The sequence below is a fragment of the Clostridia bacterium genome, assembly GCA_014360065.1.
Taxonomy (GTDB): Bacteria; Bacillota; DSM-521; order Neomoorellales; family JACIYF01; genus JACIYF01.
In genome coordinates this window covers 1-14,447 of sequence record JACIYF010000068.1, presented here as the reverse complement: position 1 = coordinate 14,447, position 14,447 = coordinate 1, and the positions used below count along the sequence as shown (strand labels likewise).

At 53.6% G+C, this 14,447-nt stretch carries 12 protein-coding genes and 1 tRNA gene; 2 read left to right on the top strand and 11 right to left on the bottom strand.

Features of this window, described 5'->3' with window-relative positions:
- Positions 1-93: 93 nt before the first annotated feature.
- Positions 94-285: a hypothetical protein gene (locus H5U02_10100; GenBank protein MBC7342775.1), complete on the bottom strand. Its 192-nt coding sequence runs from the start codon at positions 283-285 to the stop codon at positions 94-96.
- A gap of 102 nt (positions 286-387) precedes the next feature.
- On the opposite strand from H5U02_10100, the gene H5U02_10095 reads away from it, so the two are divergent.
- Positions 388-1,242: a hypothetical protein gene (locus H5U02_10095; GenBank protein MBC7342774.1), complete on the top strand. Its 855-nt coding sequence runs from the start codon at positions 388-390 to the stop codon at positions 1,240-1,242.
- Positions 1,208-2,383, top strand: coding sequence for a site-specific integrase (locus tag H5U02_10090; protein ID MBC7342773.1), 1,176 nt, complete (start codon positions 1,208-1,210; stop codon positions 2,381-2,383). Before H5U02_10095 ends, H5U02_10090 begins: the two co-directional genes overlap by 35 nt.
- Positions 2,384-2,502: 119 nt before the next feature.
- On the opposite strand, the gene H5U02_10085 is transcribed toward H5U02_10090, so the two are convergent.
- The 10 genes from H5U02_10085 to H5U02_10040 all read right to left on the bottom strand — a co-directional run.
- Positions 2,503-2,574: transfer RNA gene (locus H5U02_10085), tRNA-Thr, on the bottom strand.
- A gap of 215 nt (positions 2,575-2,789) precedes the next feature.
- Entirely contained in the window at positions 2,790-3,851 is a 1,062-nt protein-coding gene (gene rpoD / locus H5U02_10080; protein MBC7342772.1) for an RNA polymerase sigma factor RpoD, read from the bottom strand.
- A 50-nt stretch (positions 3,852-3,901) separates the two neighbouring features.
- Entirely contained in the window at positions 3,902-5,716 is a 1,815-nt protein-coding gene (locus tag H5U02_10075) for a DNA primase (protein MBC7342771.1), read from the bottom strand.
- A gap of 593 nt (positions 5,717-6,309) precedes the next feature.
- Positions 6,310-7,305, bottom strand: a complete 996-nt coding sequence (locus H5U02_10070; GenBank protein MBC7342770.1) for a deoxyguanosinetriphosphate triphosphohydrolase — start codon at positions 7,303-7,305, stop codon at positions 6,310-6,312.
- 4 nt (positions 7,306-7,309) lie between these two features.
- Positions 7,310-7,939, bottom strand: coding sequence for a flavodoxin family protein (locus H5U02_10065; protein ID MBC7342769.1), 630 nt, complete (start codon positions 7,937-7,939; stop codon positions 7,310-7,312).
- Between the two features lie 189 nt (positions 7,940-8,128).
- Entirely contained in the window at positions 8,129-10,075 is a 1,947-nt protein-coding gene (locus H5U02_10060) for a hypothetical protein (GenBank protein MBC7342768.1), read from the bottom strand.
- A gap of 190 nt (positions 10,076-10,265) precedes the next feature.
- The gene (locus H5U02_10055; GenBank protein MBC7342767.1) at positions 10,266-10,487 is read right to left on the bottom strand and encodes a NifU family protein; all 222 of its coding nucleotides are present in this window, start codon (positions 10,485-10,487) and stop codon (positions 10,266-10,268) included.
- 957 nt (positions 10,488-11,444) lie between these two features.
- Positions 11,445-12,701, bottom strand: coding sequence for an ISLre2 family transposase (locus H5U02_10050; protein ID MBC7342766.1), 1,257 nt, complete (start codon positions 12,699-12,701; stop codon positions 11,445-11,447).
- Between the two features lie 140 nt (positions 12,702-12,841).
- Positions 12,842-13,981 carry an IS110 family transposase gene (locus H5U02_10045; protein MBC7342765.1) on the bottom strand — a complete coding sequence of 380 codons (1,140 nt, stop codon included), beginning with the start codon at positions 13,979-13,981 and terminating at the stop codon, positions 12,842-12,844.
- A 283-nt stretch (positions 13,982-14,264) separates the two neighbouring features.
- On the bottom strand, positions 14,265-14,447 hold a 183-nt coding region (locus H5U02_10040; protein ID MBC7342764.1), incomplete at its 5' end, for a hypothetical protein.

Here is a 14,447-nt window from a genome sequence, read left to right as displayed (position 1 = left end):
TATGGGGCACCGTGCCTGCTTTTGCTAGCTCCAGCAGTTTCCAGTAGCCAATTCCTAAGTATTGAGCAGCTTCTTTGGTCGGCATGGTGCTGGTCATTGTGCTTCACCCTCTTTTAGCTCCTTGATAATCTGAAAAATCGTTGCCTTTTTCTCTTGGGGCAGTTCTTTCCGGAGCAACTTGGAGAAATAGGCATCAGTAATTCCCAGCGCATCAGCAATCTGCCACAAGAAAAGGCCGGCTTCCTTTACCGCTTCCCGAATATCGTTGTTTCTGGTCTTGACCATGTTGCTATCCTCCCTTGACCTGCTATTGTTATTGTAGTATGATTAATGACGTAAAGGAACAGCATTTACGTCATATTTTCCGTCAAGGCAGGTGATGGTAACATGCTCATAGATCTCAGAGAATACATAGGGGATCTGCAAACAGTGAAGTCTTTTCCTTTGTTTTTTAAGCGGTATGAAATAGAAAACCATGAAGGGAAGAAATATCTTGTCGGCTACGATTTCGTTAAACGCAGTGTTCCAGCCGCGTATAACAGTCCAGCCGTCTTATTTGGTTTTGTCAATTTAGTGCAGCCGCCGCTTCCACATTCATTTCTGAGTGATGATGAAACCCCAATGAGACAAGCCATTCCAGACAAACGGATAAAGAGGTTTTGCAAAAAATTCGGGATGCCATACCTCGAAGGGCGAGGGAACCTTCATCCTGCAATGGAGAATATGGTTTGGGATTACATCAACCTTCCTGTTGGGGTAATTGAGTTGGATACATTCCGCTGGAGAGTAGCCTGGCTCTATACTCATTTTCAGGTTTGGTATGCACTTTATTCCGGTAAGAACAAAACCAAGATCCTATCTGATTTTATCGCCGGGCAAGAACAAACCGGTAAGCAGATAGAAGAGATTGCAAAAGACCAACTTGCTCATGAAATAACCTTACAGTTAGAGCAGTTACCCATCACTATAGAGTACGCACACGGTAAGTATGTGTTAGGCTTCCGCGCCCGTTATTTATTCGACATAGCATATTTCCATTTGGCCAACCTCCTGACTATGGGAAAACCCTGCATCAAAAGACATCTTAAGGTATGTAATAATCCTCGCTGCAGGCAACTCTTTTGGGCGCAACATGGCCGCCAAAAGTACTGCGATTTTTGCGATAGGAGAGTAGTTTTTGCACAACAAAAAAAGGGGGTTCGAACTAATGGCCGGGTCGTTGGAAAAGCGCGGCAAGGATAGCTGGCGCCTGATAGTTAGCTGCGGTATGGGGCCTGACGGAAAGCAGGTGAAGAAAACCAAAACAGTCAAGGCGGCGAGCCGGCGGGAGGCGGAAAAGCTGCTGGCCGAGTTTGTCACCGAAGTGCAAAAAGGTTTATATGTCGCGCCATCAAAGCTCACCTTTAAAGATTTCGCGGAAAGGTGGGTCAGGGACTACGGAGAAGTAAATCTAGCCCCGAAAACCCTGCACCGGTATAAGCAGATTTTGGCCCGGGCTGTAGAGGCCATGGGGCACCTAAAAATGGAAAAGATTAAACCCCTGCACCTTGTGGAGTTCTACAAGAATCTTCAAGAAGACGGTGTCCGCGAAGACGGCAAAACAGGAGCATTATCCGAAGCAACGATACTGTACCATCACCGGGTTTTAAACAAGCTTTTCAATGATGCCGTGGGCTGGGAAATCATCCCCAGTAACCCGGCCAGTAAGGTCAAGCCACCGAAGGCCAAGAAAAAGCAAGCCGCTTGCTATGACGAGAAGCAGACGGCAGCTCTCCTGACAGCGCTGGATAGCGAACCACTGCAATACAAAACAATCGTCATTCTAGCCCTTGCTACAGGGTTAAGAAGAGGCGAACTGATGGGCCTCGAATGGCAGGACGTAGACTTTGAAAACGGCACTATAGAAGTCCGCCAGGCCAGCCAGTACGTGCCGGGGATAGGCACTTTCACCAAAGAACCGAAGAACGAAACCTCAAAACGGGTGATAGCGGTTCCCCGCTCCGTAATGGCCTTGCTGAAACAGTATAAAGCCCAGCAGACAGAGGAACGCCTGAAGGTGGGGGATTTATGGCAGGGCTCTAACCGCCTGTTCACCACCTGGGACGGCAAACCTATGTTTCCGGATACCATTAGCAAATGGTTTCCCCAGTTTCTCAGACGTCATAACCTACCCCACATTACTTTTCACGGCCTCCGCCATACTTCGGCCACCCTGCTGATTGCCGAGGGGGTAAACCTGAAGAACGTCAGCCGCCGCCTCGGTCACTCCAGCATCAGCACCACCGGAGATATATATGCCCATGCCCTGAGAAGTGCAGACCAGGAGGCCGCAGCCAAACTGGACAAGCTCTTCACTGCCAATAGAAACGTAGGCCGGAATTAGGTTCTGTAAGATACCGTTGGAGAAAAACTATCCCCAAATTATCCCCAAAGACCCCTTGTCAGCCATTTGGGTAAAAATGTAAGGAGCCTCAAACCCTTGAGACTCCTTACTTTTTCCTGAGCTGATGGAGGGATTCGAACCCTCGACCTGCGCATTACGAGTGCGCTGCTCTACCACTGAGCCACATCAGCACGGTTTCTTTAGTCACTTAGTATGGTAGCTTAAACTGCCCCCTTAAGTCAAGGGCACCGCGGCCACAGCACGGCCGCTCCGCTGCGGCTGGCCGGGCAGCCGGGCCCGAGCAAGCAAAGCTAGAACCGGCGGGGCTTATCTGGCTCTAGCCCAAGCCAAAACCAAACTAAAACCGCCCCGTCGCCCCTTTCGGCTAAGAGTCGACGGGCCGGTTCTACTCCAGATAGTCCTTAAGCTTCTTGCTACGGCTAGGATGACGAAGCTTGCGCAAGGCCTTAGCTTCGATCTGCCTAATCCTTTCCCGGGTCACTCCAAATTCCTGGCCCACTTCTTCCAGGGTGCGCGAGCGTCCATCGTCCAGCCCAAAGCGCAGCCGCAACACTTTCTCTTCACGGGGAGTGAGGCTATCGAGGACCTCCTCCAGCTGCTCCTTCAAGAGCGTGGTGGAAGCTGCTTCCGGGGGAGCCAAAGCTTCCTCGTCCTCGATGAAATCACCTAGGTGGCTGTCTTCTTCCTCACCAATGGGAGTTTCCAGCGATACCGGCTCCTGGGCAATCTTCATGATCTCCCGCACCCGGTCTTCGGGAATATCCATCTCCTGGGCAATCTCCTCGGGCGTGGGATCCCGCCCCAATTCCTGCAACAGCTCCCTCTGCACCCTCACCAACTTGTTGATGGTTTCCACCATATGCACCGGAATGCGGATGGTCCGAGCTTGGTCAGCTATAGCTCGGGTGATAGACTGGCGAATCCACCAAGTAGCATAGGTGCTAAACTTGTAGCCCTTGCGGTAGTCAAATTTCTCCACCGCCTTGATCAATCCCAGGTTCCCCTCCTGAATCAGATCCAGGAAGAGCATACCCCGACCCACATAGCGCTTGGCAATGCTAACCACCAAGCGCAAATTTGCCTCCACTAGCCGGCGTTTAGCCTCCTCATCACCCTGCTCCATCCGCTTGGCCAGCTCTACTTCTTCTTCGGCGGTAAGCAAAGGAACCCTACCTATCTCCTTCAAGTACATGCGGACGGGATCATCAATGGCCACGCCTTCAGGGATGGAGAGATCCAAGTCACCATCGGAACCATCAGGCCGGTCCAAAGCGGGGATGCTCCCCCCGTCGGGACCAACCTCGATTCCCATTTGCCCCAGCTGTTCGTAGAGCTCATCTATCTGGTCGGCGCTCAGCTCAACACCCTGGAGGGCATCCATAATCTCTTTGTAAGTCAAGGATTTGGTCTTTTTAGCTTTATCTACTAACTGTTTAACGCTATCCATCTTAAGAAGGTCTTCCCTCAATTCTATCCCTCCTTTCCGGGTAGAGCGCCCTAAGCTCGTAAAGTATGGGCCAGAACTTGCAACTCGCTTAGCTCCTTGATCAAGGTCCTCAGCTGGTTCTGGTCGTTGGCACTCTCAGCCAATTTGACTTTCTGCTCTAACTCCGCAATTCTCTGGCGGGTCCTAGTTAACCTGATAACCCGCAAATAATCGTCAAAACCCTGGACTACGTCTTCCATGGGCTGGTTGTCTAGGTCTTGAAAAGCGCTCTCTACCAAAGCTCTCTGGGCTGCCTCATCGTTGATGCGATTTAATAGGGTTGCTGGGTTGAGCTCCGTGGCGCCGGAAGACAATTCTTCTTGAATGGCCTGGGCAATTTGGCCGTAAACGCCTTCGGCCCAGGATGCTGAACCTAAGACTTCCTGCACTCGGCCCCACAAGTGTGGCTCACGTATGACAGCCAACAGAATTTGCCTGACTGCTGTTTCGTAAGTCGACTTTTTTTGCCTGAACCACCCTTTATCCCTATTATTATCCAGCCCGGTTCCATTTTTATGCATCTGGGCTGGATACTTCTGTAATTCTCGATAAATGTCGTCCTCATTTACGCTGGCTAGCTCAGCCCACCTTCGGATCCAAACCCCCCTCTCCAAGGGGCTGGCGATTTGGGCTAGGTAAGGTAGCAGCGCCCGGGTCGCCTTGATCTTTCCCTGTGGGCTCCTTATATCATATGTGCTTTGGGCTCGTTTGAGATTGTATTCCATTAAGGGCAAGGCTTGTGCCAACGCCTGTCGAAAAGCTTCTGCCCCTTGGCTGCGAATAACATCATCCGGGTCTTTCCCCGCTTCCATAGTTGCTACTCGAACTTCAAGGCCGGCTTCGGCCAACAGCCCCAAGCCTCTTTGGGTAGCCGCCTGCCCAGCAGCATCGCCGTCATAAGCAATTACCACTCGCTCCGTTACCTGCCTAAGCATCTGGGCTTGCTCCCGAGTCAGAGCCGTGCCCAGCGAGGCTACTACATTGGCAATCCCCGCCTGGTGGCAGGCCAAAGCATCCATATAACCTTCAACGATAACTGCGTACCCTTCGCTCCGAATCGAGGCCCTGGCCCAACTGAGAGCATACAACGCCCTTCCCTTGTGAAATAGTGGAGTTTCCGGCGAATTTAGGTATTTGGGCAAAGCATCATCGGATAGCGACCGGCCACCAAAACCTATGACTTCGCCCCTCCATCCCAATATCGGAAACATGATCCGGTCGCGAAACCGATCGTAATAACCTCCGCCCTGTCTCTGTGGTACAGCTAACCCCGCCTTTTCTAGGTCTGCCCCCGAATAATGCCGCCTTAGGTGCCTAACCAACTGATCCCAGTCTGGAGGGGCATACCCCAGCCGGAAGCGCTCAATAGCTTCGGGCCCTAGCCCTCGCTTTTTCAAATATTGGCGCGCCTTGGTTGCTGCCGGGCTAGAGGTCAGTAAGCGGTGATAAAACTGCTCAGCTTCATGGTTGATCCGCTCTAGTTTGGCTTTGATGCCCTCACGCTCAAAGGCGGCAGCGCCAACGGTTGCGGGTAGCCTCACCCCAGCTCGAACCGCCAAGGATTCTACAGCTTCTCGGAAGGGCAGATTCTCCTTTTTCATGACAAAGGACAACACATTTCCGCCCACTCCACACCCGAAGCAGTAAAACATTTGCTTGGAAGGGCTGACAGAAAAAGATGGGGTCTTCTCACTATGGAAAGGGCACAACCCCACGTAGTTCTGCCCCTGTCTCTTTAGTTCGACGTATTCCCCTATCACCTCTACTATATCCAGCCGGGCTATGATCTCGCGAACCGTACTGTCGGGTATCCGCGCCGGCATCATTCAGTATCTACCGCCCATTTCCAGTAAATGTTTTTGGTTATCCTGTGCTACGGATTCTTTCGCCATTGACCCGGTAAATCCTGCTGGCTGCTGATAGCCCCCAGTCCGGATCAAAGCCTCACCCTGAACAATGGTTACCTTCATTCGCCATCTTTTTGCGCTTTCCTTCCGGCTTCGACATAATTTCTGCGCCTAAAATTTAGTCCCCTGACATAAACCCCAGACAATTAGAGACAATAACAACAGGCACTTTTCTATCTTGCAACCCACGGTAGGAGGATTCAGCTTTGGTTAAGGCCCTAGCCCTATTCCTCATAGCCCTGATCGGCGGCTGTACCTTGTACGTTATCTATGCCACCATGATTTTTCCCTGGCTTCGCCCCAAGAGTCCTACGCCCGACCAAGGCTAAGCTGCAGCGGGTGGGGTTAGCGCAGGAAAAACAAAGGAAGTATAAAATGCTAGGCGACCGGCAATTACTATGAAGGGAAGAAACCTGGATTCTCCTGTCGGGCGCCTAGTCAGCGCCCGAATAGCCTGACCAGCGAAGAGAGAAAAGGTTTCTTCCCTTAAATTTTTGCCCGGGAGCCAAAACTCACACTGGGAACCCGCGAGGAATGAACAGCCGGACATAACAGTTGATAGCAAACTGATCGGTCATACCAGCAATATAATCAGCTACTTTTCGCTCCCGGCTTTCCTCTAGATCGGCTGCTTCTAAGTTGGGCCCGGGGATCTCGTCGGGATGCTCTAAATAGTAGTAATAAAGCTGCTCAATTACCCGCTTGACCTTTCCCTCCTCAGCCTTGGCCCGGGAACCAACGTACACTTTTTGGAATAAGAATTGCCGCAAGGCGTTCGTCGCCTCTTGAATTTTCGGACTCATCCCGATTATTCCCTGACTTAGCCCCACTTCAATTAAGTCCATAACCATAGAATTGATGCGTTCGCGAGTGGTCTGCCCCAGTACTGCCAAAGCGCTGGACGGCAGATCATCCTGGGTAATTATGCCGGCCCGAAGGGAATCATCAATGTCATGATTGATGTAAGCCACCCGATCGGCAATATGGACAATCTGACCCTCCAGAGTTTGTGGTCGAAGATCCCCAGTATGGTTGAGAATTCCGTCCCGCACTTCCCAAGTCAAATTGAGCCCCCGTCCCTGTTCTAGCTTGTCCACTACTCGCAAGCTCTGCTCGTAATGACGAAAACCACCGGGGACGATGCGGTTAAGTACTTCTTCGCCTGCATGACCAAAGGGCGTATGCCCAAGATCATGCCCCAAGGCAATAGCTTCAGTAAGGTCTTCGTTTAACCTTAAGGCCCGGGCTACGGTCCGGGCAATTTGCGCCACTTCCAGGGTATGGGTGAGCCGGGTACGGTAATGATCTCCCTCCGGAGCGATAAACACCTGGGTCTTATGCTTAAGCCGCCGGAAGGCCTTGGAATGTATTATCCGATCCCGGTCGCGCTGGAACTCGGTGCGTATAGGACAAGGTGGCTCAGGGATCAGGCGCCCCCGAGTATGGGCGCTCAGCGTGGCTCGTTCGCAGAGGAACTGGGCCTCGCTGGCCTCAATCTGCTCCCGGATACAGCTAGTTACCCCAAAGGTCCGCCCCCTTGCCACGGCCCTGACGCAGCTCCTGGGTAGCCCGAGCTACCTGGATCACCCTTTGGGTCAGGATGCGGGCACCCTTCAGCGCCGACCGTTCCTCTCCGGCGGGCTGTTGAGCTCCCACCCCATGGTGGCCACAACCGGCACCCGGAAAGCCATCGCCTACCACCGTCATTCCCTGTACCAGCATCATCTCCTGCAAAGCCCGGAGGGTTTGCTCTTGGCCTCCAAATCGGCTGGCGCCAACCGCCACCGCCCCTCCTACTACGTTGAGCAGCGCTTCTTCGCGCCTGAGAATGCGGGTCTTGTCCCAATAAGCCTTGAGCTGACCAGAAACAGTGCCAAAATACACCGGGCTAGCCATGATAATACCATCAGCCCGGCGGAGCAACTGGAAACTTTCTCCCAGAGCATTGTTTTGGGAGCAGCTTCCCCGGCAAGGAACCGAGCATTGGGAACAAAAGGGATCCTTCACCTTTTTCAAGATGCTGGCCACGTGGATGGTTTGGCACTCGCAGCCGGATTCCTCGGCAATCTTGGCTGCCTCCTCCAACAGGGCAGCCGTGTTCCCGCCTTCCCTGGCGCTTCCGTTGATAAGAACTATTAGCACTAAAAGGCCTCCTCTAACAGTAACCAGTTCGCTCGACCCGCTCCTGCCTGATGAGGTTATCGGACCAGTCAACCCATGGTTCAATGTTATACAATATGATGCTAAAGTAAATATACGTGATGGGAGATTGGGTTCCTGCCACAAAAAAGATTCGGCCCGAAGGCCAGCTGGGTCTAGGCTGGTGGTGCCTCAATGGACGCCGCCCATGGGGGTTGAGGCCGACTTTGCCCGCCCCTTCCGCCGGCGCAGGCGAAACAGATTGGTCAGCCACAGAGCCCACCTTACCAATCGCAGGTTTAATTGCCGCCTGAGCTCCGCCCTCTCTCGCCTCAACTCCTCAATGGTCAAAATCAGACCTTCATTCTCCATGTTCACCTGCTGGTAACGGCTTTGCATTTCGTCTAGCTTCTTGCGCCAAAATTCCTGCTCGCTCTGGGCGTCCTTCACGGCTTGGTTCAAGCTGCCCTGCAACTGCATTACCCGGCTTTCCAGCTGCGCCACCCGGTTGCGCAGCGCTTCCTTCTCCGCCAGCGCCTGTTCCAGTTCCTGGCTTAGCTTTTCTTGTTCCGGCACTGCCGTTTGTTGCCAGCCAGCTTGGCGCTCAAATTCTGAACGCAGGTTGGTGTTTTCCCGCTCCAGGCGCTCCACCTGCTGCAGCAGCTCAGCTATCCGTTGTTGGTAAAGCGCTTCCTCCTCCCGATGGTGGGACCGGAGCCGAGCCACTTCTTCCGACAGCCCTTCCTTTTCCTCTAAAAGTAGTCTAGCTTCCTCAGCGTAGGCAGCTGTCTCTTCCTTGGCCTTGGCCAACATGGCCTGCACCGCCCTGACCTTTTGTTCCATGGAATCATAGGTCAGCCGCATGCTCTCGTTGAAACGCCAATTGCCATCAGCCGTCTCCTCAAAGAACGGAAAGCTATCCAAAGTGGAGAGCAGAGCCGATACATCCACTGGGCGCATACTTCCCACCAAGCGGCAAATCTGTTCAGTGGAAAGCCCGTCCGGAAATAGCCGGAGAACAGCGGTAACTATCTCCTCCAGCGAAAGCTTTTCTTCTTTCTCGCGGCTACGCAGCTGATCTAGCTCCTTCAGCCGTTGCGCCTCAATGTATACCTCGGTGCAGCGCTCATCGGTGACTACCAAATCGTAACAGCAGCTTTCCGGTAAACGTTGAAAGCGAAGCTTGCGACCCGGCTCCAACCCCCGTTCGGCAAACCATTGGCTTAAGTCGAATATCCGGCGGGCCTCCTGGTGATACCAAGCATTGATTCGCCTCTCTCCGTCGAAAAAGGTAAGCCAAGCCACCGGCGGCAATCCCGAAAACAATCGCTCCAGACGCTTAGTGATCCGTAAACTCCCCGTCTTAAGGTCCTCGGAAGAAAGAATATATGTACGCCGGGAAGGATCGGTATCGTTGAGAATCAGCATTAGCTCGGCTTCCTGCAAGGCTATCATTTCCGCTTCCCACACGTCAGCAAATACTTCCCCTTCATCCGATTCCTTGGCAACCCACTGGGGGAGCTGATCCTTAAGGAACCAGTAATCGCCGCCCACCCAAGCAAACCGAGGATCGTCAACCAAAGCCTTGCGAAGGCTGGATAAATCAACAGCCATCCTCATTACCCGCCGAGCTAGCTCTTCCAGAGAGAGGGGTTGGTTGGCCGCCCTTAGTTCCTTGTACACAGTCTGGAGCTCTTTCCCGGTCAGCTGTCGGACAATCTCCCACTGTACCAAGGCCCAGCGGGCATCGTTTAAACGCACGAACCGACCATCATATACCAGGCGCCGCTCCTCTAGCTGATCTTGGCTTCGAAGCTTGTTTTTAAGCTCCTGCAGGGTTAAAGCCCGGCCAGCCTGCCGAAGGGCTTGGTGAGCTTGGTCGTTGTCGGGATTACCATCCAGGCTGAGAATCCATTTGCCCTCCTGATTCCTGGCAAAGGCCGGATTCTTCTCCAAACAACGCAGTACGTTCTTCTCCACTTTGCTGCTGGAATTGGGCCAAAACATGACCTGCCGAGCATGGCTAACCAAGGCCTCAATAGTCTCACCCGATGACTGGAATAGGCGTTTTTTGAGAACATCGGTCAAGGAATCAGGCCGACCTATCACTTTAACCGGAGGCTTGCTATTTTTCTTCACCCTTGACACCTCGCTCCAGGTTTTCTTCCAGATATTGGATACTACGACCTCCGGTTAATTCCTTGAGTGAAAACCCACTTCTTTTGTCGAGTTGGGGCCAAAGGGCAAGTTTTTTACGACAATAAGGGCCCAGCCTTCGCCGGGCTGGGCCCTAAACTCCACCGTGTTGTCTATCAATCTATAGCCACAATCATACAGCCAAGACTTCCTTGACTTCAGGGACCTGGCTCTTCAGCGAGCGCTCAATGCCCATCCTCAAGGTCATCGTGGACATGGGGCAACCGCCACAAGCCCCAGTCAACCTTACCTTCACCACCCCATCCTCGCTGGCCTCAACCAATTCCACATTGCCGCCGTCGGCCACCAGGGCGGGACGGATCTTGTCCAAGGCAGCTTCTACTTTCTGGCGCAGATCCAATGTTATCCTCCTTCCTATGAAACCGGCTCAGGCTATTATATCATACCCAAGCGCCATTATTAACTTTTTTATGGTCTCGGCCAGGGGTTAGTGTCAACCCGAAGTGGGAAAAAGTTTAGTTGCAATTGTTAAAGTATAGGATAGCCTTGCTCCCCTAGTGCAGCTCATGGGCGACTAGGGGAAGCATGGACCGGGAACAAAAAGGTACTCGGATGGGCCTAAAGAACTACCTCCCTGCCACCCCCTTGGGAGCCAGGATGGGACACGTCCTCCAAAATCGTCTGGCATAACTTTTTAGCTTGGTGAAAGTTGCCTCCCCTCCCGATGGAGAATCTTGTAACTCGACCAAATCGCACTTTGAGCTGCCAGGTGCGGGTTAAACGGCCATCAGCCAGAAGGCGCTACCAGAACTACCCGCGCACCAACCCGGAGCCGGAAGGGCCCTAGCCAAGCTTTCAGTCTCCCCTGCCACATCTTGGCCTGAACTAAGAGGGAGCTTTGGGGAAGGCGAAACTTTCCTCATCCCATAGCGTGTTCTGGGAGGTCCTGGCTTTCTATTTCCGCAGCTCATAAAACGGCTATCCGGTTATTAGCCTGGACCGCCGGTCTACCAGGGATTGGGCGAAAGCACCCTGGCTCAAAGCTCCCTCTGGGTTTTTGTTTATCGTGGCCTGGGCCCTAAAGCACCTGTACCCAAGACTTCCCCGTCCCCAAGCCATTGGGTACTAGGACCCGGCCTTCGGATTATGGGCTCACCTCGTTAAGGCTTCTTACCGCACCCAATCCTTGGAGAGCGGTTTGCCCTCACCAAGCCTTTCAAGCCACCCCCTGAACACGCCTCCTAACCAAAGAGGATATAACTTTCCAACCCTGGCAAGGGAGTACCGCTGCCCAGCCGGTCTTGGTGCCCCAGCTATCAGGCCACGTCAGCGGGTATAAAGGAGAGGGCCTTTAGGGCCTCCCCCAGAGGCGAGGAGACCAGGGCGGTGGCCAGGACCGGTATCCTGGCCCGAAGCCAACTGGGCGGAGGTTGGCCATGTAGTGGGCTCCGGCTTTGGTCCAGCTCATCCCCCGCCTCTTCATCCTCCGGGCCAGGGCGTGGCTTACCTGGCCCTCCTGGGCCCCTAACCGGTCATCCGGGGGAGGAAAGAGCCCCTCGAAGTTGTTGTCAAAGTACCGCTTAAGCTCCCGCACCTTTTGTTCCTCCGCCCGGGAGGGAGCCTTTATGAGGGCCCGGGCAAGGGTCCACTTTAAGCCGTCGGGATCATTATTCCTTAGGGCCAAAAAGGCTTCTTGCCTGAGCTTGGGATCGAAGCTCAACCCCTGGGTTAGGGCCCGGTTCCGGTGGAAGCGGCCGAGGAAGACCTGGGTATTGGGGAAGTACTCCTTGACCTCCTTTACCCAGTCGGCCCCGTCCCCGTTTACCACCACCTTGCCTATGCTTTGGTAGCGGGAGAAGATGAGGGAAGATCCCCGCTCCCAAAAGGAAGAGGCGTCCATAACCCCGCCCCAGAGGAGTTTATTCTTTAAGGCAAACCTCTTTTTGGATGGGTCGGTGGGAAAAGACCCCTGGTGGCAAACCCCAAGCTTTAGCTCCACCTGCCTTTCTTTTGACCGCTGAAGCGGGACTATCACCCCGTCGGCCTCGATGAAGAGGGTATCGATCTTTTCCCGGGCGGGCGGGATCTCTCCGTCCAAAAAGATGGCCTCCTCACCCCTTTTTAGCTCCTCTTCCCGGGTGCGCCCGGCCTCGGTAACCCACTGGTGGATCACCTGGTGGGTTACGGGGATGTTAAGGTAGTGGTTTAGGATGAAGGCGGCTTCCCGAAACGGCATCCTGGTAGCCAAAGAGATGGCTATCTCCTGGGTGAGGGGGCAGAAGCGCTCCCCTTCCTTTAAGCCCAGGAACTCATCCAGGGGGTAGCGGTAGGTGATACGGCCGTCGATGTTTTTCCGGTACCCCCGGCGGCAGTAGGTGATCTCAAGGCCAAACAGGGTAACGATGGTCCTTTTCCTTTTGCCTATGGACTCCCAGCCGGACATGGCGCGGGTAAACTTGTTTTTCACCGCCAGGGCCTGGTCCATGGCGGTAAAAAGATGTCCCAGGTGACTGGCAAAGGATTTTGCCACCATCCCCAAAATCCATCGCAAAATATCCTTGAAATTTGCGGCCTCATGCGGTATTATGGTTTCAGAAAAGTTATTCATGAGACCTCATTCCTCCTTTCAATTCCCACTTCGGAGTGAGGTCTCAACTTTTTTAGGCCCTTAGCTTTCCATGGGAGGGAATGGGAAATCCCACGATTATTTTACACCTATGAAAAACCGCAACCCTGGAATAGGGTGATTTAAGCTGCTGGTTGAGGTATTTCTGCCATCGTTTGCTCCTCTCCTGCGAGCGCCGCAATTTTTTGCGGCAAATCGCCGCCAACTCTGTACGGCAGCGCCCTTTTGTGCATGCGGCGCATCTTCTTTTGCCGCAGGTCTTCCTTAAGGTAGTGGTACTCCGTGTTTTTGGTCAGCATGGCCCAGATAATGGTGAGCAGTTTCCTTGCCGCCGCCACGATGGCGATCTTGTGGCCCTTGCGCTTCTTTAGCCTTAAGTAGAAGTCCTGCAGGGCTCCTGGCTGCATTACCGCCTTTTGGGCAACCTGGATGAGTATCCAGCGCAGCATGCTCCGGCCGGCTTTGGTAATGTGCCCGGTGTACCTGGTCTTGCCCGACTGGTGCACCGAAGGGACTAGGCCGGAGAAGCTGGCAAGCTTCTTCGCCGAGGCAAAACGCTTGATGTCGCCGATTTCAGCCAGGATGGTCAGGGCAGCCAGGACGTCTATTCCTGGTATACCTAAAAGAATGTTTATACCTGGCAGGGCGATAGCCTTTAGGTTCAGCTCGTTCTCGATGGCCGCAATTTCCGCCTCGAGGGCCTCAAGGGCTCGGAGGTTAGAAGTAAGGACTATCTTCTCCACCTCGGGCAGCTCTTCTAACTCCCGAAGGAATTGCCTGCCCTTTACCCCAAACAGGTCGCTCACCGGCACGATTATGGCATGGCGGGAAAGAAGAGCATGGATGCGGTTCTTAATACTCACCACCTGTTTCTTTAAGGCAGCCCGGTGGTGAAGGAGGGTTCTTAACTCCCTTTCTTCTTTAGGTGCCACCCAGCAGGCGCATACGAAGTCGGCGGCCAATAGCCTGGCTAAAATCTCGGCACTAATCTTGTCCGTCTTGATCCTGGCTTCAGCAATGGCTTTGGTCCTTATGGGGTTGACCACAACCACTTGTGCTCCGTGCCCGGTTAGAATATCATAGATCATAGAGGCGTTGCCGGTGGCTTCAAGGGCCACCTTGCAGTTACCGTCAAGTTCCTTGGCGAACCGCTTCCACTCCTTCTTCTCGTTGGGGAAGCGAAAACGCCTGATGGTGTTATCCGACAACAGTTCTGCTCCCTCACAATAAGACTTGTGAACGTCAAGGCCGAAATACCGCAATCCTGGTGACCTCCTTTTTTTGGGGCAGGCAAAGGTTAATGCGACAATCACCTATCCGGGCTTTTTAGCCCACTTGGGCGGGTCGAAGGGGGGCAGCCAAACACTAACCCGGGCTTTTAGGCCCATGTAAAATAACGGCCGCCCTTGCCTGCACCCACCTTTGCTGTATCCCACCCTAATAGATTAATTCGCCAGGGTTGCGGTTTTATCATGCCAACACTAAGGGTTGGTTCCAGCTGGTTCCTGGTTTCCGGTGATGAAAACGGCGTGCGCACAAATGACCTCAGGCGCGGCCGGCGGCCGCACCCTTGGCGCTAGCCCGGCCGGCCTCGCTCTTATTGCCAGCTGGTATATCAGCGTCCAAGAATCGTTGCCATCCCCGTTTGGCAATTTCCTCGGTTACCTTGTTCATGTCTCGGCAGCGCCGCTTGTCGGCTACTAGCAGCGCTGAGGCCGTGTCCACTAC

Coding starts and splice junctions, on each gene's coding strand:
- H5U02_10095 (MBC7342774.1), top strand. CDS start 388: ATGCTCATAGATCTCAGAGAATACATAGGGGATCTGCAAACAGTGAAG.
- H5U02_10090 (MBC7342773.1), top strand. CDS start 1,208: ATGGCCGGGTCGTTGGAAAAGCGCGGCAAGGATAGCTGGCGCCTGATA.
- H5U02_10050 (MBC7342766.1), bottom strand. CDS start 12,701: ATGAATAACTTTTCTGAAACCATAATACCGCATGAGGCCGCAAATTTC.
- H5U02_10075 (MBC7342771.1), bottom strand. CDS start 5,716: ATGATGCCGGCGCGGATACCCGACAGTACGGTTCGCGAGATCATAGCC.
- H5U02_10100 (MBC7342775.1), bottom strand. CDS start 285: ATGGTCAAGACCAGAAACAACGATATTCGGGAAGCGGTAAAGGAAGCC.
- rpoD (MBC7342772.1), bottom strand. CDS start 3,851: ATGGATAGCGTTAAACAGTTAGTAGATAAAGCTAAAAAGACCAAATCC.